This is a genomic window from Candidatus Desulfosporosinus nitrosoreducens (genome assembly GCF_030954495.1).
GTDB lineage: Bacteria > Bacillota > Desulfitobacteriia > Desulfitobacteriales > Desulfitobacteriaceae > Desulfosporosinus > Desulfosporosinus nitrosoreducens.
On the sequence record NZ_JAVHUW010000044.1, the window covers coordinates 1 to 20,861 of the forward strand.

Consider the following 20,861-nt stretch of genomic DNA (forward strand, 5'->3'; position numbering starts at 1 on the left):
GAACATACACAGAGAAATAAACCAATCTCCATGGAGCAACGCATTAGAAATTTTCTCAGTACTTAACAGGCTGGATGGGATATTACGCCCTTGCTGACGCTCGAAAGATACTGATGGAAATTGATCAATGGATACGCCACCGATTAAGAATGTGCGTGTGGTAGCAATGGAAGAAAGGAATGTCACGAATAAGACAGTTCAGGGCGGATGGAGCTCGGGAATGGATGGCCTTGGGTTTTTCGTCTACAAGAAAAGGCCCTTGGGCGGCGTCTTTACTTGTTACTTCCATCTTCACGAGGGAATATTGGCAGTAGCTCGGATTAGTCAGCGTCATGGACCGATATCTAGAAGTTCGTAACACTTGGCGAACCGCCGTATACCGAACGGTACGTACGGTGGTGTAAGAGGACGGCGGGGAAACCCCGCCTCCTACTTAATTATATAAAAGGGGTTGCCAGGGCAGCGGACGGTTGGTATAATAGTAACATGTTAACGCTTTAATTAGATAAAGTATTAAAGATTCGGAACGTAACGAAAGGGGAAGCTTAGTGGAAAAGGATTTTTTAACAATTGCCCTGCCTAAGGGAAAATTACTGATTGACTCAGTCCGGTTGCTGAGCCGGATTGGAATAGAGTGCAACCATGTCAACGAAGATTCGCGGAAGCTTTTCTATGATTTGCCGGCGGACAACGTTAAGATCATAATTTGCCGGGCCACAGATATTCCGACTTACATTGAATATGGGGCAGCTGACTTGGGGATTGCCGGCAAGGACACACTTTTGGAAGAAAATAAAGATGTTGTTGAATTATTGGACTTGAAATTTGGCTATTGCCGTTTTGTGGTCGCCATGCCTGAAGGGAGGGTTCCGCCCAAACTTGCGAATGGCGAGTATGATTTAAGCGGCTTGAACTATCAGCGGGTTGCGACGAAATTCCCGAGAGTCGCCGAGGCCTTTTTCAGCGGCTTAGGTATGCAGGTCAGTCCGATCAAATTGCACGGAAACATTGAACTTGCGCCCTGTGTTGGTCTGGCAGAAATGATTGTCGACATTGTTTCAACCGGAAAGACACTGCGGGAAAATCACCTTGTAGAAGTTGCGCCAATTCTTGAGGCTACCTCCCGTTTGATAGCCAATCGGGTGGCCTATCGCATGAAACATGAACGTATCAGGGATATTGTCGGCAAGCTGCGCCAGGAGATGAATGAAGACATTTCGGCAAAATAGGTTTGAGTGCCGGTGAGCAGGTAAATGTTTTACAGGCGATTGAGCCTGGGAAAGTTTTTAAACTTGAGTTTTTGCAGGTGCTAATGAGGGGGGAATGAAGATGAACGTTGAGACTTTGGAAAACATTGATTTAAGCCGTTTGACGCGTAAATCTTACGGAGACGACAAGGGCCTTGAGCAGCGCGTGGCGGAAATCCTGAAGCGTGTTCGTGAAGATGGGGACGAGACGATTTATCAGATGACTGAGGAATTTGACCGCGTCAATCTGCGTTCCCAAGGGCTGAAAGTCACGGAGGATGAGCTGGAAAGCGCTTATCGCAAAGTAGGTGAGGATTTCCTTCAAGCCTTGCGCAGGGCAAAGGAGAATATTTTGCGCTATCATGAGAAACAAAAGCGGGTTTCCTGGCTCGATCCTGATTCCGACGGGAGTATTTTAGGCCAGCTTTTACTGCCCCTTCAGCGTGTGGGGGTTTACGTACCCGGCGGGACGGCTTCCTATCCGTCTTCGGTGTTGATGAACGCTTTGCCCGCTCTGGTGGCGGGAGTTAAAGAGATCGTTATGGTCAGTCCGCCTCGCTCTGACGGCACGCTTCTGCCCGAAGTATTAGTGGCGGCCGCCGAAGCCGGAGTAACCGAGATCTATAAAGTGGGGGGAGCTCAGGGGATTGCGGCTTTGGCCTATGGAACCGAGAGTATCTCCCGGGTTGATAAAATTACCGGTCCCGGTAATATTTACGTGACACTGGCTAAAAAGCAGGTCTTTGGCAGCGTCGATATTGATATGCTGGCAGGGCCGAGCGAAATTCTGATTCTCGCGGATGAAAGCGGGCGAGCGGAAGAGTTAGCGGCGGATCTGCTGTCACAGGCCGAGCATGACCGGCTTGCTTCAGCAATATTAGTGTCCCCCTCGCGCACGCTCCTTGAAGAAACAGTTCGAGAGGTGGAAAGGCAGTTGTCTGATTTGCCTCGGGCGGAAATTGCCCGAGCCTCCTGGGAAACTTACGGAGCGGCAATTTTGGTTGCCGATCTTAGGGAAGGCTTGGCTTTGGCCAATCAAATCGCACCGGAGCATTTTGAATTGGTTGTCAAAGACCCTTATTCATGGTTGGGGCAAGTTAAGAATGTCGGAGCAGTTTTTTTGGGCAGATATTCTCCCGAACCTGTGGGAGATTATTTTGCGGGACCTAATCACGTACTGCCGACAGGAGGGACGGCGAGGTTTTATTCTCCCCTTAATGTCGATACTTTTATGAAAAAAGTCAGTGTGATAGGGTATTCGGAAACCGCCTTGAAGCGGGACAGTCAGCAGATTGCCCTGCTTGCCCGCAGCGAAGGGCTGGAAGCTCATGCCCGGGCCGTCGAGGCGCGCTTTAAAAAATAAAAGTAAGGAGTTAGGCCAGCTATGGAAATTAGTTTGCAACAAGTCGAAGAGTTTGTGCGCCCGGAAGTTCGCCGGCTGGTTCCCTATAAAGCGAACCATATGCCTCAGTGCATTACTCTGGATGCCAATGAAAACCCCTTTCCCTGGCCCGCCGGCATGCGGGAAAAATTAGCCGCTGAGAGTCCGGCCTTTAATCGCTACCCGGATGGGATGGCCCAAGCGCTGAGACAGGCCATAGGCGGATATGTCAAACTGTCTCCGGAGGAAATTCTGGTCGGCAATGGTTCCGACGAGCTTATTCAGCTTATTCTTCTCACCTTCGGCGGCGCGGGAAAATCTTTGGTCGTTCACCCCCCGACCTTCAGTATGTACCAGATCTCCGCCCACTTAACAAGTACGGCAGTCAAGGAGGTTCCCCTGCTTGAAGGACTTTATCTGGATGTGGAACAAATGCTGCAAGCCGCCAAAGCCCCCGATGTCCATGTGTTGATCGTCTGCAACCCCAATAATCCCACGGGTTCCTTGTTTCCGCGCCAGGATATTCTGCGGCTCGTGAGGGAAAGCGGCAAGATGGTAGTGGTCGATGAGGCCTATGCGGAATTTTCCGGGGAAACTCTTATTCCTGAGTTGAAAAATTACCCCAACTTGGTGATTCTGCGGACGTTTTCCAAAGCTTTCGGCATGGCCGGCCTGCGTTTGGGCTATTTATTAGGGCAGGCAGGAACTATTGATTTAATTAATCGCGTGCGGCCCCCCTTTAACGTTAATTCTTTGAGCCAGAAAGCAGGGATTCTGGCCTTAGGATATTTACAGGACTATCAAATACAAATTCAAACGATTAAGGATGAGACCCGAAAACTTTTCGAGGAATTAGCCAAGGTTTCCGGGCTGACTATCTATCCAACCAAGGCTAATTTCATCCTCTTTAGACCGAAAGATTCGGACAGTTGGGCCAGGGAACTTTTAAAAAGAGGATTCCTTGTGCGCAATATGGGCGTGCTTCCGGTTCTGGGCAAATGCCTGCGCCTCAGTGCCGGACTGCCTGAGGAAAACGAGAGCTTTTTGCAGGCCGTTGCGGAGATCAACGCCCTTTAACCATAGCGGTCCTGGTTAGCATAGTGGACAAACATAGTGGACTTAGTTTAGAAAATAAGCTCAAGACAGTGAGGAGGGAATTACCCCGTTCTGTGCCTTGAGCCGGCGAAAGGCATGGTTATCGTTATGAGGGAAGTTTATGTGGAACGTAAAACCAAAGAGACTGAAATCCGGGTTCGCCTGAACCTTGACGGAAGCGGAGAGGCTCAGGTGGAGACGGGGATAGGATTTTTTGATCATATGCTCACGGCCTTTGCCCGCTTTGCCTATTTCGATCTTCTGCTCCAGGCCAGCGGAGATTTAAAAGTGGATACTCACCACACTATCGAAGACTGCGGCATCGTCCTTGGGCAAGCATTGCGGGAAGCCTGTGGTGATAAGGCGGGAATCGAGCGGATCGGGGAGACGCTTCTTCCTATGGATGAAGCCTTAGTCCAGGTAGCCTTGGACCTCTCCAATCGCCCGTATCTTGTCTGGGATATGGCACTTTCCGAAGGAATGGTTGGCCAGTTTCCCTTTGAAATGGCTGAAGAATTTTTTCGGGCTTTGGCTGTGCAGAGTGGCTTAACGTTGCATATCCGGCAAATTTCCGGAAGAAACCTTCATCATATCCTTGAGGCGGCTTTTAAAGGAGTCGGGAGGGCTCTGGGTCTTGCCTTGCGCCAGAATACCCGCTACAGTGGTATTCTTTCAACAAAAGGAATTTTGTAAAATGGTTTAATGCGCACGGGAGGAATGAAAGTGATAGGAATTGTGGATTATGGACGGGGAAATTTGCGAAGCGTGGAAAAGGCCTTGGCCAAGGTTGGCTTCGAAGCGAAGATCATGACAACTCCCCGGGATTTGCCGCTTGTTGACGGAGTTATTCTCCCGGGAGTCGGAGCTTTCGCCGATGCCATGGAAGCTTTGCAACGTGGGGAATGGATTGAGCCGATCATCGGCTTTGCAGGCTCGGGCCGTCCCTTTCTGGGGATTTGCCTCGGCATGCAGGTGCTTTTTGAATTCGGAGAAGAACATGGAGAACATGCCGGTTTAGGGCTTCTGGCAGGCCGTGTGGTAAAATTTCCGCCCGGCGGTAAGGTCCCTCACATGGGCTGGAACAACGTAAATTTAGTTCAGCCCTCACGGTTATTAGAAGGAATTCCCGATCAAGCCTACTTTTATTTTGTGCATTCGTTCTACGCATTGCCGGCAAACCAACGGGATATTATAGGGACGAGCGATTACGGGGTCGTTTTTCCTGCCCTTGTGGGGAAAGACAATGTCTGGGGGGCGCAGTTTCATCCGGAAAAATCAAGTCCTTGGGGGCTTCAGCTTCTGTCTAATTTTGGAAAGTTGGTGAGTGAGTATGCTGCTCTTTCCAGCCATTGATCTAAAAGAGGGAAAAGCGGTGCGTTTATTGCAGGGCCGGATGGAAGATTCTACGGTTTATGCCGACGATCCTCTTGAAGTGGCCCAAGGCTTTGAGAGGCAAGGTGCCTCCCATTTGCATGTCGTTGATTTGAATGGAGCATTTACCGGAAAGCCGGTCAATGATGAAGTCATCCGGAAAATTGTCGGGAATGTTTCCCTGAAGGTTCAGGTAGGAGGAGGAATTCGCACGCTGGAGCGGATCAGCGAACTTTTGGATTTAGGAGTGGAGCGGGTTATTTTAGGGACGATTGCCGTTAAGAATCCACAATTGGTTGCCGAAGCCGCACGCCGCTATGGGGCACGGATTGTAGTGGGGATTGACGCCATGAACGGTCAGGTTGCGGTCCAGGGGTGGGCTGAAGCGACTGAGATGCAGGTTCTTGATTTGGCGCGGGCCATGAAAGCTGTGGGCGTTAAAAGCGTTGTTTTCACGGACATAGCCCGGGATGGCATGCTGAGTGGTCCGAACATTGAAAGTACGGTTCATTTAGCCCGGGAAAGCGGGCTGGGCGTTATCGCTTCCGGGGGGATATCCAGCTTAGAGGATTTACGCCGCTTGCAGTCCGAGCATCTGAAAGGAGTCTCCATTGAAGGCGCTATTACGGGAAAAGCTCTTTACAGCGGAGCTTTTACCTTGCGGGAAGCTCTGAAGGCCGCTCAATTCAAGCCCGAGGATAAAACTAACGGGAGCAGGGGGGAATGAAATGTTAAGCAAGAGAATTATTCCCTGTCTGGACGTTCATGACGGGCGTGTTGTTAAGGGGACAAATTTTGTTCAATTGCGGGACGCGGGAGACCCGGTAGAACTGGCCGCCCTCTATGATCGGGAAGGTGCTGACGAACTTGTTTTCCTGGATATTACAGCTTCGTCGGATAAACGGGAGACGATGGTGGAGGTAGTACGCAGGACAGCGGAAGAGGTTTTTATTCCCTTTACAATCGGCGGCGGGTTGAGGACGATTGAAGATATTCGCAAGATGTTGAGGGCAGGCGCGGACAAAGTGTCCTTAAACACCTCGGCGGTTCAGAATCCCCGCTTGATTCAGGAAGGCGCCTATGCTTTCGGAAGCCAATGTATTGTTCTGGCGATTGACGCCCGGAGCACAGCTCCCGGGCAGTGGGAAGTGTACATTCATGGAGGCAGGACGGCAACCGGCAAGGATGTGCTGGCCTGGGCCGAGGAGGCTGAGAAGCTTGGTGCCGGGGAAATTCTCCTGACTTCCATGGACCGGGATGGCACGAAGGTCGGGTATGAATTGGAATTGACCAGGGCGGTAAGCCGGACCGTATCCCTGCCGGTTATAGCCAGCGGCGGAGTAGGAACTTTGGAGCATTTGGCGGAAGGCTTAACACTCGGGGAAGCGGACGCGGTTTTGGCTGCTTCGATTTTTCATTATAAAGAGTATAGTATTAGAGAAGCGAAGAAATATCTGGCGGAACGGGGGATTCCGGTAAGGGGACTTGTGTGACACGGCGCTCAGTCATACGCCTGCAGAGCAAACTGGCCGTTCAAGGCTGCTTTTAGGGAGTTTGCTGTCTGCCTGCCTTAAGACGGCATGCCGTTGTCAGGCCCGTGGTCCGGGCTTGGGTCGAGGATATATCAGGAAAGGTAGAGATGCGAAATGGAAGAAAATCAAAGAGAATTTCCGGATTTGTCCGGAATACGTTGGGACGCTCAGGGACTGGTTCCGGCGATTGCTCAGGATGTAGAGACGAAAGAAGTTCTCATGCTTGCATATATGAATGAGGAAGCTTTGCGCAGGACTTTGCGCGAAGGCAAGGCTTGTTATTACAGCCGCAGCAGGCAAGCCCTGTGGCTGAAGGGAGAGACTTCGGGGCATTACCAGGAAATTGTGGATATAAAATTTGATTGTGACCAGGATGCCTTGCTTTTGACGGTGAAACAGACCGGGATGGCCTGTCATGAGAATCATTTTTCCTGTTTTCACTATAATTTGGAACGTGATGGGTTTAAAGTTTTAGGAGAACCCGAAGTACGGCCTCAGATGCCTTTAGGAAGAACCTTGGAGCTTTTGAGCGCAGTGATTCATTCCCGCAATCAGGAACGCCCGGAAGGCGCTTATACCACTTATCTGTTTGAAAAAGGGATTGATAAAATCCTTAAAAAAGTTGGCGAAGAGTGTGCCGAGGTCATTATTGCCGCTAAAAATGCCGATCCAGGCGAGATTCGATATGAGGTCGCGGATTTGTTTTATCATGTTCTGGTAATGTTGGAAGAGCGCGGAGTGGGGGTTGAAGAAATCAGCAAGGAGCTTTACATAAGAAAAAAATAAGTAAATTTGGTCTAAGCAAGAAGGAGTATTTTGGAATTTGGAGAATTGTATAGTATACTATTAGAAAATGCTTTGTGAGAGAAAAACTGGGCTTAGGTCTGAAGATATCACTTTTTGTTAAACTACCGTGATTTATTTATTAATAATGGCAAAATAAATGATTAAAAGCTAGAGCGCAAAATAGAATGTAGGTGGTTGCTGTGTTTAAGATCACGGAGGATTGTCTGGAAAACAAACAGTTTACAGAATACTTTAGCTCGGAGGCTAAAAAGGGTACTGAAGAATTCGAGCAGCTGATTAAAAAGTTTGAAGCAGGACCTCAGTATAAATTTCGTATGCGTGACGTTGATGAAGTTGTCTACTTTATTGGCTATTCAGACGATAACACCAAAAAAAGCGGCTTTGATCCTTTTGATATGTATGGTGAGTATTATGGTTGCTTTGACATCCAGTATCTGAATGATAAAGGCGAGTATGAGCGACTTTAGTGATATAGTCTGGTGACGGAAACAAGGCTGGAGGCAAATGCTTCCGGCCTTGTTCTTATTAATTGTTACTTAATCGTTCGGATAGGAATAGATTGGTGGCAGGGATTCGATGGGATTGGGCAAGAGGAGTTCTCAAGAAAGAGGATTCCTGTGAGAATTAAATATGGGAGTGAGTGCATGGATGAATTTATACTTGAAGGCCTAAAGAAATTATTGCCTTTGGCGCCGGGAATTAACGGGAAAGATGAATACTTCAATTCGGCTGTCTTAGTATTGTTGATGTTTATGGGCGGCGAATATCACTTTGTTTTTGAAAAAAGGGCTGCCCAGATAAGGCAGGCCGGCGAGATTTGTTTTCCGGGAGGGAAATTTGATCCGGAAAGGGACGCGGATTATCAGGAAGCGGCCGTTCGGGAAACTGAAGAAGAATTGGGGGCCAAGGCTGAAAAAATTAAAGTTATCGGGCCGTTAGATACAGTGATTTCGACAACGGGCACAACAGTGGATGCTTTTCTGGGAGTTCTTGATGTAGACGGTTTGGAGAACTTAAAAATAAATACGGCTGAGGTAGAGAGAATTTTTACGATTCCGGTTGCTTATTTCGAGAAAAATGAGCCGGAAATTTACCAAGTAACTTTAGAAGTTCATCCTTCCTATATCAATCAGTCCGGAGAAGAGGTCATAACCTTTCCTGCCAAAGAATTGGGGCTTCCGGATCGCTACCACAGGCAGTGGGGAAACGTGCAAAGCAATATCTATGTCTACAGAGTTGACGATGTTACTATTTGGGGAATCACAGCCCGCTTAATCAGAGACGTTGCGGTAAAGATCAGGAGTTTAGGCGGGACAAAAGGCAAAACCATATCCTCCGGCCAGAAAAAGAAGGAATAGTTTGTATTTTGGGAGAATTAAGAAAAGGATAGTGATGATTATAAGCTAAGTGGGGAGAGGCGGTAAAGAAATGAAATGGGAGACTGTTAAACTTGATGTTAGGGAAACAGGGGTTGCTGTGCTGACATTCAATCGACCTGAGACTATGAACGCCGTTAATGATCAGTTTTGCCGGGATGTTCAGGCAGCCTGCCGTGAGGTTTCGGAAAATGAAGCGGTGAGAGTTCTGGTTGTTACAGGCGCCGGCAATGGCTGGTCGAGCGGGGGAGATATCTCGACCTTGGCCGTGATTAAAGATCCTATTAGTGCTAAGGAAACTTACGACTCCTCTGGCGACCTCGTGACTACGATTTACGAGCTGAAAAAGCCGGTGATAGCGGCAGTCAATGGAGTCGTTGCCGGCGCTTCTTTAGCCGCCTGTTTGGCTTGCGATCTGATTATTGCTTCGGAAAAAGCCCGTTTCGGCTTTACTTTTATGCAGTTGGCCTTTTGCCCGGATAGCGGCGCTTCCTATTTTTTAAATCAAAAAGTTGGCTACCATAAGGCGCTGGAATTGCTGTGGTTTGGTAAAATTATTGACGCTGCGGAAGCCGATAAACTGGGATTTCTGAATAAAATCGTATCTCCTGAGGAGTGCCTGCCGGAAGCCATAGCATGGGCTGAGAGGCTGGCCCGGCAGCCCATGCTGACGGTAGGCTTGGATAAGAAACTGATGCGTGAAGCCTGCCGCAATGATTATTATCAGCAGACTGAGTTGGAAGCTATGTACCAGGTTCTGACCTGGGCATCCGCTGATTTCCAAGAAGGATGCCGGGCTTTTGCCGAGAAGCGCAAACCGGTGTTTCAAAATAAGTGAGGCTGACTCTTAAGTATTTGTTTGCAGGGTTTATAGAAAGCCTTGAATCAGAGATGCTGGAACTTTAAACTAATATCAAATTATTCCGAGTTTTGATTATCTGGGAGGCGACGAATAGAATGGCAGAATTGGCGGATTTTCCGGTTCAAGTAACGATACCGATAGCCTGGGGGGAAATGGACTCCTTTGGTCATCTCAATAACGTTTATTATATAAGATATTTTGAAACTGCTCGGATTCAATATTTCAGAGAAATTGGGCTTTTGGACCTCAAATTGGAGACAAATCTCGGCCCGATTCTCGCTCAGACGATCTGCAAGTACCATAAACCCTTGCAATTTCCCGATGAAGTCAGAGTAGGTGCCAAAATAAAATCTATGAGTAAGTCCAGCTTTGTTATGGAGCATTTAATCGTCAGCGAAACAGCGGGAGTGGCGGCCTCCGGCGAAGGGGTTATTGTGATGTATGATTATCATGCGTCACGCAAAGCGGAGATCCCCTCTGTGCTCAGGAAACGAATCGAAGAGTTTGAAGGGACTTCCTTTTCCAAGGATTTGAGTTAAAATGTAGAGAGGCATGAGAAGTATGAGGACAATTAGTTATTGAAATATTATAAGGGTGGCCCTCCGTACTGCTATGCGGCACCAGCAAAATAACTAGCTGGGAGCAAGAGGATGTAAAGAGAGTGTTTTACAGAAGAAACGCTGACGGAAAGGGCACAAACTAATTTCACTAAAATTGGATTGGGGATAAAAAATGCCGCGGCTTGTTGACACTAAAATTCCTGAGTTTAAATTACGATTTGCGGAGAGCGAAGATGTTGCGCTTATCTTAGGATTTATTAAAGAACTAGCGGAGTATGAAAAAATGCTCTCTGATGTCGTAGCCACAGAGGAAAGTTTGAAGGAATCATTATTCCAAAGGAAGATGGCTGAGGTGATTATTGGGGAATATAAGAACCGGCCTGTGGGATTTGCCTTATTCTTTCACAACTATTCTACGTTTTTAGGCAAACCGGGAATATATTTGGAGGATTTATACATCAAACCGGAAATGAGAGGGAAAGGATTGGGTAAAATAATTCTTTCCTTTCTCGCCCAATTGGTAATAGAAAGAAACTGTGGTCGTTTGGAATGGTGGTGTTTAGACTGGAACCAACCTTCGATCACGTTTTATAAACAATTAGGAGCGGTTCCCATGGCAGAATGGACAGTCTATAGAGTCCACGATGAAGCATTGTATAAACTGGCAAGCAGCTTCTCTTAAATTAAGTGATCATTCAATCGTGACCCAGTGATAATTAGGAAGGTGAGTTCATGAAATTCAAAGATTATCCATACCGTCGGCCTGATCTTGAGGCAATAAAAGTCAGATTCACGGCCTTGCTGGATAAGTTTACAAAGGCCGCGAAGGCTGATGAGCAAGATGAGGCAATGGTTGAAATTAACACGCTGCGCGGGGAATTTGAGTCAATGTCTCAGTTGGCCTCGATTCGCCATACTATTGATACGACGGATACATATTATGAGCAGGAACAAGAATACTTTGACGAAACGACGCCCATCTATCAAGGACTGATTTCCGAATTTTATCAGGCCCTGGTCGGTTCCCGGTTCCGCAGTGCTTTGGAGGAGAAATGGGGCAGACAGCTTTTTACGATTGCCGAGCTGACCTTAAAGACCTTCAGACCGGAAATTATCGAGGATTTGCAGTTGGAGAACAAACTGGCGACAGAATACACGAAACTCATCGCCTCAGCAAGTATCATGTTCGAGGGTGAGGAGCGCAACCTGCCGGGTCTTGGTCCTTTCCAACAGTCAACGGACCGGTCTATGAGAAAGAAAGCCAGCGAAGCAAGATATGGCTTTTTTGCTGCCCATGAGCAAGCAATCGATAAGCTTTACGATGAGCTGGTAAAGGTTCGAACTCAGATTGCCAGGAAACTTGGGTATGAAAACTATGTAGAGCTTGGTTACGCCCGAATGCTGCGTTCGGATTATAATCCGGAAATGGTGGCTAATTTTCGCAGACAAGTGGCTGAGCAAATCGTACCCGCAGCCTCCAAACTGCGTGAGCGGCAGAGACGTCGGCTGGGATTGGCTGAGCTTAGGTATTATGACGAAAAGTTCAGCTTTTTAAAGGGAAACGCTAAGCCTCAGGGAGATCCGGAATGGATTTTGGACAATGGGCGAAAGATGTACAAGGAATTGTCCCCGGAAACAGATGAATTCTTTACCTTTATGTTAGATCATGAACTTATGGATTTGGTGAGCAAAAAGGGCAAAGCCGGAGGCGGATATTGTACATTTATCAGCGAGTATTATTCACCGTTCATTTTTTCCAATTTCAATGGGACATCCGCTGATGTCGACGTTTTAACCCACGAAGCGGGCCATGCTTTTCAGGTATACAGCAGCCGGAACTTTTCTTTGCCGGAATATCAATGGCCTACGTATGAGTCCTGCGAAATCCATTCCATGAGTATGGAGTTTTTTGTCTGGCCTTGGATGGAACTGTTTTTCAAAGAATCAGCAGACAAATACCGTTTTACGCATTTGAGTGAGGCGCTTCTTTTTATTCCCTACGGTGTAGCTGTCGATGAGTTTCAGCATTTTGTTTATTCCCAACCTGAAGCGAGCATAGAAGAAAGAAAAAGTGTCTGGAGACAGCTTGAGAAAAAATATCTTCCTCACCGCAATTATGAAAGCAACAGCTACCTGGAGCAAGGCGGGTATTGGCATCAGCAAAGTCATATTTTCAGTGCTCCATTCTACTATATAGACTATACTCTTGCTCAGCTCTGCGCCTTCCAGTTCTGGAAACGTTCGAGGGAGGACCGGGAAACTGCCTGGCAGGATTACCTGAAATTATGTCAGGCCGGCGGCAGTCAGTCATTTCTGGAATTGGTCAAATTAGCCCGGTTAATATCTCCCTTTGAAGATCAGTGTGTCCAAAACGTTGTTAAGGCCATTGAAGAATGGCTTGATAAGGTTGACGACAGTCAGTTCTAGAACTTAAGCTGATTTAAAACGCAGTTTATTTAAATTGGGGGCTTTTATCTTGGTTACTGAAGTTTATCCCGGAATCTATCTGAATGAAATACCTTTGCCGAAAAATCCCTTAAGGGCTATTAACAGTTATATCTTAGTTTCTGATTCCGGAAATTTAATTATTGATACAGGTTTTAATACTTTAGAATGCCAGGCCGCTTTAATGGAAGGCTTAAAGGAATTGGAGATTGATCTGAAAAAGACAGATCTTCTGATTACCCATATGCATACCGATCACTCAGGGCTGGCGCCTGTCCTTAAAGAACATGGCGTGAAAACAATCTATTTTAGTCAAACTGACGGAGAGCTTTTTAATCAAACTTCCCAAAAGCGAAAATCAGAGCGTGACACTTTCTTTGCAACACTCAACCGAATCTTTGGCTTTGACAATGATTCTGCCTCAAGGTTTGGGAAGGAGTTTGGGTCTAGACTTGATGAGCCTCTGGAATTTACGCCTTTGTCCGAAGGGGATAAACTGGTTGTTGGGGATTACTGTATGGAAGTTGTCGATGTTCCCGGCCATACCCCGGGACATATTGGCCTTTATGAGCCAAGTCACAAGCTGTTTTTTTGCGGTGACCATATTTTAGATGGGATTACTCCCAATATAACTTTCTGGGGATTTGACCAGGACATCTTAGCGACGTATTTGAGGAGCCTAAATAAAGTCAGAGAGTATGATATAAACTATTTGTTCACGGCCCACAGAAAAATAATCCGGGATCATCAGACCAGAATTACCGAGCTGATCACCCATCATGATGAACGACTCCAAGAGATTTTGGATATTTTGCGGGGCGGAAGAAAAACAATCGCTGAAATGGCTGCTTCTATGCATTGGGATTTAAGTTATAAAAAGTGGGAGGATTTCCCTCATCCTCAAAAGTGGTTTGCCTCCGGGGAGGCCTTGTCTCATCTGGAGCACCTCGTGCATACCGGGCGAGTCGAACGGATCGAAAACGATGGAGCCTATTATTATGGTCTTGTCTGACGGTAATTGAAATGCTCTCTTATCCGATAGGCAGACTTAATTTCCCTAATATAAATTAGACCGTTCCCGCTAAATGTTTACGGGGGCGGTCTTTTAAACGTGCGCCAATAAAGAAGACTTGATTCAGGTGAAGTTTTAACTCCATCTGAATCTTAGTCGCACTTATCCAGGGACTAATCCGCTCTTAACTCACCGCTTGCCGAAGCGGGAGTCTTAGATATCCCTATGGATAACTTTGAAGTTCCGTTGTCAGGGGATAATTTGAGTAAAATAAGTGTCGGCAGGCGTCCTGACAAATTGTTCACAAAGATACCATATTTTATTCATATGAACCACATATCCTGTACTTAAAAAAGTAGTAAATTATTACTATGCAGTAACTTCGATTTAGAGGGTTACGGCAAATTTTAAGGAGGTGTAGGTTCCGCAATGATGAAACTGAATAAAACGAAAACAATCGTAATAGCTACGGCTGTTACAACTCTTTTATCGGCGACGGCCGTTTATGCAGCCACGACAGACAATGTCTCCGTACATTCCTCGAAGTTTACCCGAACATATGCAAGCAGTGCTAAAGGTGGATTTAAAAGCCATCTGGATAGCCTGGTATCATCAGGCACTTTGACCCAGGCTCAAGAGGATGCCATCCAAAATGCAATCTCTGCAGGTATGAAGTCAAGTCTGGGAAATGGTGAGTCCCAAAAAGGAGTTTCTAATGGATTTAAAACTGCTTTAGATGGACTTGTCACTGCCGGAACAATAACTGCGGATCAAGAAACGGCTATTGAAAACGTGCTCACCTCAGGTATGAAAGCCGGTACAACTAGCCACCAGTTCAGGCAAGGGGCGACCAACGGGTTTAAAACTGCTCTGGATAGTCTTGTCACTGCCGGAACAATAACCGCGGATCAAGAAACAGCTATTGAAAACGCAGTTACATCCGCCTTCAAATCAGGTGCAACCAAAGGAGAATTTAAGCAAGGGGCGACCAACGGGTTTAAAACTGCTTTAGATAGTCTTGTCACTGCCGGAACAATAACTGCGGACCAGGAAACGGCTATCGAAAATGCGGTCACCTCAGGTATGAAAACCGGTACAACTAAGCACCAGTTCACGCAAGGAGCGACCAACGGGTTTAAAACTGCCTTGGATAGTCTCGTCACTGCCGGAACAATAACTGCGGATCAAGAAACGGCTATTGAAAACGCAGTTACATCCGCTTTCAAATCAGGTGCAACAACGGGTGAGTTTAAGCAAGGCGCTTCCAACGCATTTAAGACTGCTCTGGATGGACTTGTCACCGCCGGAACAATAACCGCGGATCAAGAAACCGCTATCGAAAACGCGCTCACAGCTGGCATGAACAAAGGTGCGGCAAAGGGCGAGTTCAAACAGGGGTCTGCTAACGGAATGAAAACGGCTCTGGATGCTCTCGTCACCAACGGCACGATTACCCAGGCTCAGGAAGATGCTGTTTTTAGTAAATAAAATTTAGAACGCTTCATCTTGTCTCACTGTCTCTAAGAAAAAACAAACTCCGCATCGCTTTTAAAAAGTAGTGCGGAGTTTGTTGCCGTACATAGACAAATTTTGACCTAGCTGACCTAAAGGATAGGCTCCTTAGTTTTCTGCTTTTTCAGCTTTTAAATCCTGAAATCCTTGGTAAATAAGGTCAAAGAGTTGCTTCAATTCTTCTTCTTCGACGCATGAGAAAGCAACGCGTACATCGGTTTGTCCTATGGAAATAATTCCAACTCCGTATTTTTCTAGGAGGTGAAGGCGCAGGGACTCGGCGTTTACTCCATTAAGTTTAAGACACATGAAATAGCCTGAATTGAATGGATAGTAGTCCCAAGCATCATTATAATTTCCCTGCTTAAGTATTTGTTTGACTTTGGCCGCCCGCTTTTTCAGAAGTTCAAATTTTACGGTTTTCTGAGCTTCAAATTCCCGGGATTGTAAAGCATTGATTAAAAAAGTTTGAGCGGGGTGAGAAGAACTGGAAATTGTTCCCCGAATAATGCCTAAAGTCTTATTTTCTAAAGCGTTTAAGATTGCCGGGTGCTCACAGGCGTAAGTAATAAAACCGACACGAAAGCCCCAAACAAAATCTTCTTTTGTAGCTCCGTCTGCTTTGACCGCTAATATTCTGGGATGAATGTTGGCAATTCTGGCAAATAGTGATTCCTTGACAGAGTCCTCGTAAAATAAGCCAAAATAAGCATCATCTGTCACAACGACTAAGTTCATTCCTTGGTCGGCGATTTCCTTCAAGGCAGCAACAAGTTCCGAAGCTTCTTGTTCACGGGGAGTATAGCCCGTTGGGTTATTGGGGAAATTGAGCAACAAAACAGCTTTTCCGTGATCTCTTTCAGAAAGTATGGCTTCTTTCATACCCGCCGTATTGAAAGTTCCCTTCTCAGTATAGAAAGGAAACGTAACGTTTTTCGCCCCCCTGCGGAGGCCAAAAATAAGATTATAATTACCCCACAATTTATCGGGCAAAATTAGGGGATCATTTTCATTAAGGAAAAGATCAGCCACAATGCTTAGACCATGAGTCAAGGCATTGGTAACGATGGGGTTGCTAAAGGATTTCTCCTTAAGTGAAGGGTTTTCTTTAAGCATTTTTTCACGCCACAAATGTCGTAATTCGGGTTTTCCCGCAGGCGGAGCGTAGGGATATAGGTTCTTAGGCTCGTATTTGGCCAGCGTTTCTTGAATTACAGGTAAAAACATTGGTTGATTCTGCTCAGTCGCAATTCCTATGGTTGCATTATAGCGATAGGCTTTTTGCTTCGCTTCCGCGCTCTGAGTTAAGATTCCTTTAGGAAAGTACAGATTTTTACCGAGATCTGACAACAATTCAAAAACATGAGGATTTGCCTGCCGTATCTGGCGATTCAACTCTTCTGCGATCTCATTCATACATTGCTTCTCCCTTTCTTAAGTCAGCCTGTTTTCCTTGTTATTAAGTAATAGTTCAATAGTTATTCTATGTATAGAAGCTTCTTTACCAACACAGTCCGAATTGTTGCTCAACTGTCAAGCAAGTAAATTTTACACTAAAATAACGGTTTCCTCTACTAGGATGAGACAAAAATCTAAGGTATACAATGTGCGGTATATTATGGCTAAAGAGCAGGGGAGCATGACCTTAAGAAAACCAAAATTAAACTGGCTGACGTCTATGCCAAGACGTCAGCCAGTTTCTCATATTATGTCTGGAACCTAATGCTTCCAGGTATGTCCTTTATGGGGTCCTTTTATGGGTTTGTTTTTAAGAGAGAGATCCTGAGACACAATAACTTCTCCCTTAGGCCCTGTTGTCCATTCTTTTAATTGTACATAATAAAACCCGGAGAGCCCCATATCCTCAGCCGGCACGGCAATGGCGTTTGGAATCGGAGTATTGGGAGAATAGACAATTTCCATAGTCTCGTGCCATGTCCAGCCCAACTGATCACCGGTTAAATATTCCCAGAGATCAGCTTTTTCCCAAGCTCCGGGAGCTGAAGGCGGATTTCCCTGGAGCATGGCATTAAAGCGCTTGTCCCATTTCCGCTCAAGAAAAACGGTACCTTTGTCTCGCCAGGTGAAAGGGATTGGATCAGCTCCCGTACCGCTGATAAAGATTTCCCAATTGTCTAAAGTTCCCTTGAAGGTCATGGCTTCGGCGTTATAACCATATTTATCGGTTTGGGCAGAGGCAATACCGGGAAAAGAAAGCATCATGACTAAAATCAACCCTAGGAACACCAAAAATCTTTTGTTCTTCATAGTAATCCTCCCTTAATCTGAAATGGATAAAATTATGTATATTGAGATTATATAACAAAATCACTAAAATGTATCCAGTTATTTTGCAAGTAATGGCTGACAGACCATAAAATTGAAAAAACGCTGGAGTCTCTGCTCCAGCGTTTTTATAGGTGCCCTACTTGGGATGCCCTGTTATCTTAGCTTGCCTAAAGCTGTTTCGATGCGTTCTAAAGCTTTTTGAATGTTCTCTGTCGAGTTAGCATAAGAGAGGCGGAGATATCCTTCACCATATGAGCCAAAGGCGGTACCTCCTAAACAGGCGACGCCCGCGTTGTTGAGAAGATAATCCGCTACCTCTTTACAGTTCTTGGCGAAGGATTTTATATTGGGGAAAACGTAGAAGGACCCCTCCGGCGCCAGGCAAGTAATTCCGGGGATGGAATTCAGTCCTTTGACAATAAGGTCGCGGCGTTTTTTAAATTCGGCCACCATGCGTTCAACGTCTGCTTGAGGCCCGGTGAGGGCTTCTTTGCCGGCCATCTGCGTAAAAGCGGAGGTGCAGGAATTGGAATTGACCATAAGCTGAGCCAGCCGGTCGGCGATCTCAGGATGCATCACCCCGTATCCTAACCGCCAGCCTGTCATAGCGAAGGTCTTGGAAAACCCATCCAAAATGATTGTCCAATCCTTCATCCCCGGGAGTGAGGCAATGGAGAGGGGGCGAGTATCACCATACACAATGCGATCGTAAATTTCGTCGGATAGGACGAGTATTTCCTTTCCCCGCACTAAGTCGGCGATGGCTTCGATGTCTTTGTCAGTGAGTACGCCGCCGGTGGGGTTGCCCGGAGAGTTGATAATAAGCATTTTCGTATGGGGAGTAATCAGTTGGGCGAGTTCATTGACGTCTAAGCGGAATTGATTTTCTTCCCGTAAAGGAATAGGAACCGGTTTCCCGCCGGCAAACCGGATGACGGATTCATAAATAGGAAAGCCGGGATTAGGATAAATAACTTCATCCCCCGGATTCACAGTGGCAAGTATCGAGAAAAACATGATCGGCTTGCCGCCGGGAACAATGACGACATTCTCTGCGGATACTTCCACGTTTTTATGGCGGATAATGTATTCCGCAATGGTTTCGCGCACCTCTTGAAGGCCTGGAGCGGGTGTGTAATGGGTGTATCCGTTGGCTAAGGCCAGACAGGCGGCGTCAATAATATTTTGGGGTGTGTTGAAGTCCGGCTCACCAATTTCCAGGTGAACAATGTCCTTCCCTTGAGCTTCTAACTTTTTGGCCCTTGCCAAAACTTCAAAGGCAGTTTCCGTACCGAGCAAGGCCATTCTCTCAGCAAATACTTGTTTCATAAAGTCTCCTTTCAAAAATAGTAAATCTTATGGTGTTTAAGTACATTGATGATGTTCGCTCAATATAAAGTGGAGCCCAGGAGTATTAATCCCTAATTTGAACTATATTATAACTTGTTTCCCGGGTTTATGTGTATAAGAAGTTTTCCTAAGTTTACAGTTTGGTATACTTTCATATTAATGGCAAACAATACCATGTGTTGGATAAACTACAGATATACAGAATGGAAGGGAATATTTTGAAATTGCGCACGTTCTTACTGCTAAGCATCGTGTCTTTTGGTTTATTCGCCGGAATTACCTTAATATCGGCCAGGCTTCCTTCTTCTATTCCCCAACGCGCTGTCGCGGGTAAGCTTGTCTGGCAAAGACATAATTGCGTCAGTTGCCATACTTTATTTGGCGATGGGGGGTATGCGGCAGAGGATTTGACCCATATTGTGGCCAAAAAGGCTCCGTCTTCCCTCATTCACTTTCTTGTGGAGCCGCCGGTTATGCGTCCTAACAATTATACCCGCCATCCGGCCCTTGCTGAAGCGGACGCTGCAAATTTGGTGGATTATCTGGAGTTTGTCGACACAATACCGACCTTAGGGTGGCCTCCCCAACAAGGTGAGGAGGGGAAAAATTTTTGAAACTATTTAAATTATTTTCCTTTAGGGGAAAGACTAATAAAGCCCCAATTCCCAAACAACAATTTCTGGCCCAAAAAATCAGCCGCAGGTATTGTCTTTCTGCCGTAGCCTTATTTGCCCTGCAAAGTATCGTGGCTTTGATGGGTGCCCTGGATCTGGTAATACCTGATTTACCGTCACCGATCCCTTTTGAGTACGGCAGGGCGATTCATTTGGGCTTGGCAGATCTTTGGCCGCTGATCGGGACGATGGGTATGGTTTATTTTTTTATCACGGCGGAGCTGAATCGAGAGATCTATTCTCCTTCTTTGGCCCGTTGGCAATACTGGATTGTCCTGGCCTTTTCCTTGTCCATTTTCGGAACCTTAGCCCTGAAAATTGGCAACGGACGCGAATTCTTGGAAGGGATGCCTATTTTCTATGTCGGCATTTGTTTATCTCTGGCCTTAGCCTCTTATAATCTGATAAGAACCCTTTTAAGCGATAAGAAGAATATTACACCGGCGGCGGCGATTATGACCGTGGGCATGTGTTTCCTGGGCATTCTTTTACTGCCAAATACTATAACTTACAGCAACCCCGTCGCGGACGAGGCAATAAAGTACTGGATCATTCATTTATGGGAAGAAATGGCCCTTGAGTTGACATCTGCCGGATTTATCGCCACCTTTTATGTTGTTTCCGGTTTAGCGGACCGAAGCAAAGTGGAGAAGTGGCTTTATTTAGAGGCTACCTTAGCTGTCGTTGGAGGTTTGTACGCTACCGGACACCATTATTACTGGATCGGTTTCCCGGCTATTTGGCTGGTGCTTGGCTCTTTAGTCAGTCTCGTGGAAGTCATTCCTGTGGGCCTGCTGGTTCATATGACCTATAAAGGCTTGAAAGAGGCCAAAGTCGGGAGCAGGCGCGAGAAACTCACCTTATGGCTGCTGCTCAGCAGCATTTTTTACCATATAACCGGCGCATCCCTCCTAGGACTGTTTATGACAATACCTTGGGTCAATCTCTACATGCACGGAACCTATGTTACATCCGGTCATGCTCATTTGGCTCTCTTCGGCAGTTTGGGCTTTACGGTATTAGCGGGTTGTTATTATGTTCTCAGCCAGGGCAGCGAACCAACTCTCAAAAGCTACAGAGGCGGAGTTTTGGCTGTCCTGCTGCTGAACAGCGGGCTGATTGTCATGGCCTCGGCCCTGTTGGTCGCCGGCTTTGTGGAGACTTATCTTTGGAGAATTCTGGATATGGATTTTATGCAGGTTCGTATGCTCCTTAATCCCTATTTAATGATACGGGCTTTAGGGGGAATAATCTTTATGCTGGGCGACCTTCTTTTGGCGTGGAGCTTTTATAAGACATGGAAGGCCACCAAACCCCAAAAGTAACAGTAGCCGAACTTTAGGTAATG

Annotated in this window: 23 protein-coding genes; 20 read left to right on the forward strand and 3 right to left on the reverse strand. The window is 46.4% G+C overall.

Annotated features, from left to right (window positions below; all coding sequences use genetic code 11):
• Positions 1-74 precede the first annotated feature (74 nt).
• The 18 genes from REC12_RS26465 (at position 75) to REC12_RS08575 (ending at position 15,176) form a co-directional block, all read left to right on the forward strand.
• A complete protein-coding gene (locus tag REC12_RS26465; RefSeq protein ID WP_374214189.1) occupies positions 75-164 on the forward strand; it encodes a group II intron maturase-specific domain-containing protein in 90 nt (29 codons plus the stop codon).
• The gene (locus tag REC12_RS08495) at positions 128-358 is read left to right on the forward strand and encodes a hypothetical protein (protein WP_308893585.1); all 231 of its coding nucleotides are present in this window, start codon (positions 128-130) and stop codon (positions 356-358) included. Before REC12_RS26465 ends, REC12_RS08495 begins: the two co-directional genes overlap by 37 nt.
• A gap of 190 nt (positions 359-548) precedes the next feature.
• Positions 549-1,229: an ATP phosphoribosyltransferase gene (gene hisG / locus REC12_RS08500; RefSeq protein ID WP_308893587.1), complete on the forward strand. Its 681-nt coding sequence runs from the start codon at positions 549-551 to the stop codon at positions 1,227-1,229.
• Positions 1,230-1,329: 100 nt separating this feature from the next.
• Positions 1,330-2,610, forward strand: coding sequence for a histidinol dehydrogenase (gene hisD, locus REC12_RS08505; RefSeq protein ID WP_308893588.1), 1,281 nt, complete (start codon positions 1,330-1,332; stop codon positions 2,608-2,610).
• A gap of 21 nt (positions 2,611-2,631) precedes the next feature.
• Entirely contained in the window at positions 2,632-3,705 is a 1,074-nt protein-coding gene (gene hisC, locus REC12_RS08510) for a histidinol-phosphate transaminase (protein ID WP_308893590.1), read from the forward strand.
• A gap of 120 nt (positions 3,706-3,825) precedes the next feature.
• Entirely contained in the window at positions 3,826-4,416 is a 591-nt protein-coding gene (gene hisB / locus REC12_RS08515; protein WP_308893689.1) for an imidazoleglycerol-phosphate dehydratase HisB, read from the forward strand.
• A gap of 30 nt (positions 4,417-4,446) precedes the next feature.
• Entirely contained in the window at positions 4,447-5,076 is a 630-nt protein-coding gene (hisH, locus tag REC12_RS08520; RefSeq protein ID WP_308893591.1) for an imidazole glycerol phosphate synthase subunit HisH, read from the forward strand.
• Positions 5,054-5,821, forward strand: a complete 768-nt coding sequence (gene hisA, locus REC12_RS08525; protein ID WP_308893593.1) for a 1-(5-phosphoribosyl)-5-[(5-phosphoribosylamino)methylideneamino]imidazole-4-carboxamide isomerase — start codon at positions 5,054-5,056, stop codon at positions 5,819-5,821. Before hisH ends, hisA begins: the two co-directional genes overlap by 23 nt.
• 1 nt (position 5,822) lies before the next feature.
• Positions 5,823-6,587, forward strand: coding sequence for an imidazole glycerol phosphate synthase subunit HisF (hisF, locus tag REC12_RS08530; RefSeq protein ID WP_308893595.1), 765 nt, complete (start codon positions 5,823-5,825; stop codon positions 6,585-6,587).
• A 153-nt stretch (positions 6,588-6,740) separates the two neighbouring features.
• A complete protein-coding gene (hisIE, locus tag REC12_RS08535; protein ID WP_308893597.1) occupies positions 6,741-7,412 on the forward strand; it encodes a bifunctional phosphoribosyl-AMP cyclohydrolase/phosphoribosyl-ATP diphosphatase HisIE in 672 nt (223 codons plus the stop codon).
• A 200-nt stretch (positions 7,413-7,612) separates the two neighbouring features.
• Entirely contained in the window at positions 7,613-7,900 is a 288-nt protein-coding gene (locus tag REC12_RS08540) for a hypothetical protein (RefSeq protein WP_308893598.1), read from the forward strand.
• Between the two features lie 177 nt (positions 7,901-8,077).
• On the forward strand, positions 8,078-8,791 hold the full coding sequence (locus REC12_RS08545; protein WP_308893599.1) for an NUDIX hydrolase: 714 nt from the start codon (positions 8,078-8,080) through the stop codon (positions 8,789-8,791).
• A 70-nt stretch (positions 8,792-8,861) separates the two neighbouring features.
• Positions 8,862-9,647 carry an enoyl-CoA hydratase/isomerase family protein gene (locus tag REC12_RS08550; protein WP_308893600.1) on the forward strand — a complete coding sequence of 262 codons (786 nt, stop codon included), beginning with the start codon at positions 8,862-8,864 and terminating at the stop codon, positions 9,645-9,647.
• Between the two features lie 119 nt (positions 9,648-9,766).
• Positions 9,767-10,210, forward strand: coding sequence for an acyl-CoA thioesterase (locus REC12_RS08555; protein WP_308893602.1), 444 nt, complete (start codon positions 9,767-9,769; stop codon positions 10,208-10,210).
• Positions 10,211-10,403: 193 nt separating this feature from the next.
• Positions 10,404-10,913, forward strand: a complete 510-nt coding sequence (locus tag REC12_RS08560) for a GNAT family N-acetyltransferase (RefSeq protein ID WP_308893603.1) — start codon at positions 10,404-10,406, stop codon at positions 10,911-10,913.
• A 50-nt stretch (positions 10,914-10,963) separates the two neighbouring features.
• A complete protein-coding gene (locus REC12_RS08565) occupies positions 10,964-12,658 on the forward strand; it encodes a M3 family oligoendopeptidase (protein WP_308893605.1) in 1,695 nt (564 codons plus the stop codon).
• A gap of 49 nt (positions 12,659-12,707) precedes the next feature.
• A complete protein-coding gene (locus REC12_RS08570; RefSeq protein WP_308893606.1) occupies positions 12,708-13,688 on the forward strand; it encodes an MBL fold metallo-hydrolase in 981 nt (326 codons plus the stop codon).
• A gap of 429 nt (positions 13,689-14,117) precedes the next feature.
• Entirely contained in the window at positions 14,118-15,176 is a 1,059-nt protein-coding gene (locus tag REC12_RS08575; RefSeq protein WP_308893608.1) for a hypothetical protein, read from the forward strand.
• Between the two features lie 132 nt (positions 15,177-15,308).
• Here REC12_RS08575 and REC12_RS08580 read toward each other — a convergent pair whose 3' ends face one another.
• The 3 genes from REC12_RS08580 to REC12_RS08590 form a co-directional block, all read right to left on the reverse strand.
• The gene (locus REC12_RS08580) at positions 15,309-16,616 is read right to left on the reverse strand and encodes an aminotransferase class I/II-fold pyridoxal phosphate-dependent enzyme (protein ID WP_308893609.1); all 1,308 of its coding nucleotides are present in this window, start codon (positions 16,614-16,616) and stop codon (positions 15,309-15,311) included.
• Between the two features lie 303 nt (positions 16,617-16,919).
• Complete coding sequence (locus tag REC12_RS08585) at positions 16,920-17,468, reverse strand: hypothetical protein (RefSeq protein ID WP_308893610.1); 549 nt, start codon at positions 17,466-17,468, stop codon at positions 16,920-16,922.
• A gap of 174 nt (positions 17,469-17,642) precedes the next feature.
• The gene (locus REC12_RS08590) at positions 17,643-18,818 is read right to left on the reverse strand and encodes a pyridoxal phosphate-dependent aminotransferase (protein WP_308893611.1); all 1,176 of its coding nucleotides are present in this window, start codon (positions 18,816-18,818) and stop codon (positions 17,643-17,645) included.
• A gap of 239 nt (positions 18,819-19,057) precedes the next feature.
• On the opposite strand from REC12_RS08590, the gene REC12_RS08595 reads away from it, so the two are divergent.
• Entirely contained in the window at positions 19,058-19,453 is a 396-nt protein-coding gene (locus tag REC12_RS08595; protein WP_308893612.1) for a c-type cytochrome, read from the forward strand.
• The gene (locus tag REC12_RS08600) at positions 19,450-20,838 is read left to right on the forward strand and encodes a cbb3-type cytochrome c oxidase subunit I (protein ID WP_308893613.1); all 1,389 of its coding nucleotides are present in this window, start codon (positions 19,450-19,452) and stop codon (positions 20,836-20,838) included. The genes REC12_RS08595 and REC12_RS08600 overlap by 4 nt, the downstream gene beginning before the upstream one ends.
• Positions 20,839-20,861: the final 23 nt, after the last annotated feature.

Bases quoted from the DNA above. Each gene is read 5' to 3' on its own strand.
- REC12_RS26465 (WP_374214189.1), top strand. From the start codon at position 75: ATGGGATATTACGCCCTTGCTGACGCTCGAAAGATACTGATGGAAATT.
- REC12_RS08495 (WP_308893585.1), top strand. From the start codon at position 128: ATGGATACGCCACCGATTAAGAATGTGCGTGTGGTAGCAATGGAAGAA.
- hisD (WP_308893588.1), top strand. From the start codon at position 1,330: ATGAACGTTGAGACTTTGGAAAACATTGATTTAAGCCGTTTGACGCGT.
- hisC (WP_308893590.1), top strand. From the start codon at position 2,632: ATGGAAATTAGTTTGCAACAAGTCGAAGAGTTTGTGCGCCCGGAAGTT.
- hisA (WP_308893593.1), top strand. From the start codon at position 5,054: ATGCTGCTCTTTCCAGCCATTGATCTAAAAGAGGGAAAAGCGGTGCGT.
- hisF (WP_308893595.1), top strand. From the start codon at position 5,823: ATGTTAAGCAAGAGAATTATTCCCTGTCTGGACGTTCATGACGGGCGT.
- hisIE (WP_308893597.1), top strand. From the start codon at position 6,741: ATGGAAGAAAATCAAAGAGAATTTCCGGATTTGTCCGGAATACGTTGG.
- REC12_RS08545 (WP_308893599.1), top strand. From the start codon at position 8,078: ATGGATGAATTTATACTTGAAGGCCTAAAGAAATTATTGCCTTTGGCG.
- REC12_RS08550 (WP_308893600.1), top strand. From the start codon at position 8,862: ATGAAATGGGAGACTGTTAAACTTGATGTTAGGGAAACAGGGGTTGCT.
- REC12_RS08555 (WP_308893602.1), top strand. From the start codon at position 9,767: ATGGCAGAATTGGCGGATTTTCCGGTTCAAGTAACGATACCGATAGCC.
- REC12_RS08560 (WP_308893603.1), top strand. From the start codon at position 10,404: ATGCCGCGGCTTGTTGACACTAAAATTCCTGAGTTTAAATTACGATTT.
- REC12_RS08565 (WP_308893605.1), top strand. From the start codon at position 10,964: ATGAAATTCAAAGATTATCCATACCGTCGGCCTGATCTTGAGGCAATA.
- REC12_RS08575 (WP_308893608.1), top strand. From the start codon at position 14,118: ATGATGAAACTGAATAAAACGAAAACAATCGTAATAGCTACGGCTGTT.
- REC12_RS08580 (WP_308893609.1), bottom strand. From the start codon at position 16,616: ATGAATGAGATCGCAGAAGAGTTGAATCGCCAGATACGGCAGGCAAAT.
- REC12_RS08585 (WP_308893610.1), bottom strand. From the start codon at position 17,468: ATGAAGAACAAAAGATTTTTGGTGTTCCTAGGGTTGATTTTAGTCATG.
- REC12_RS08590 (WP_308893611.1), bottom strand. From the start codon at position 18,818: ATGAAACAAGTATTTGCTGAGAGAATGGCCTTGCTCGGTACGGAAACT.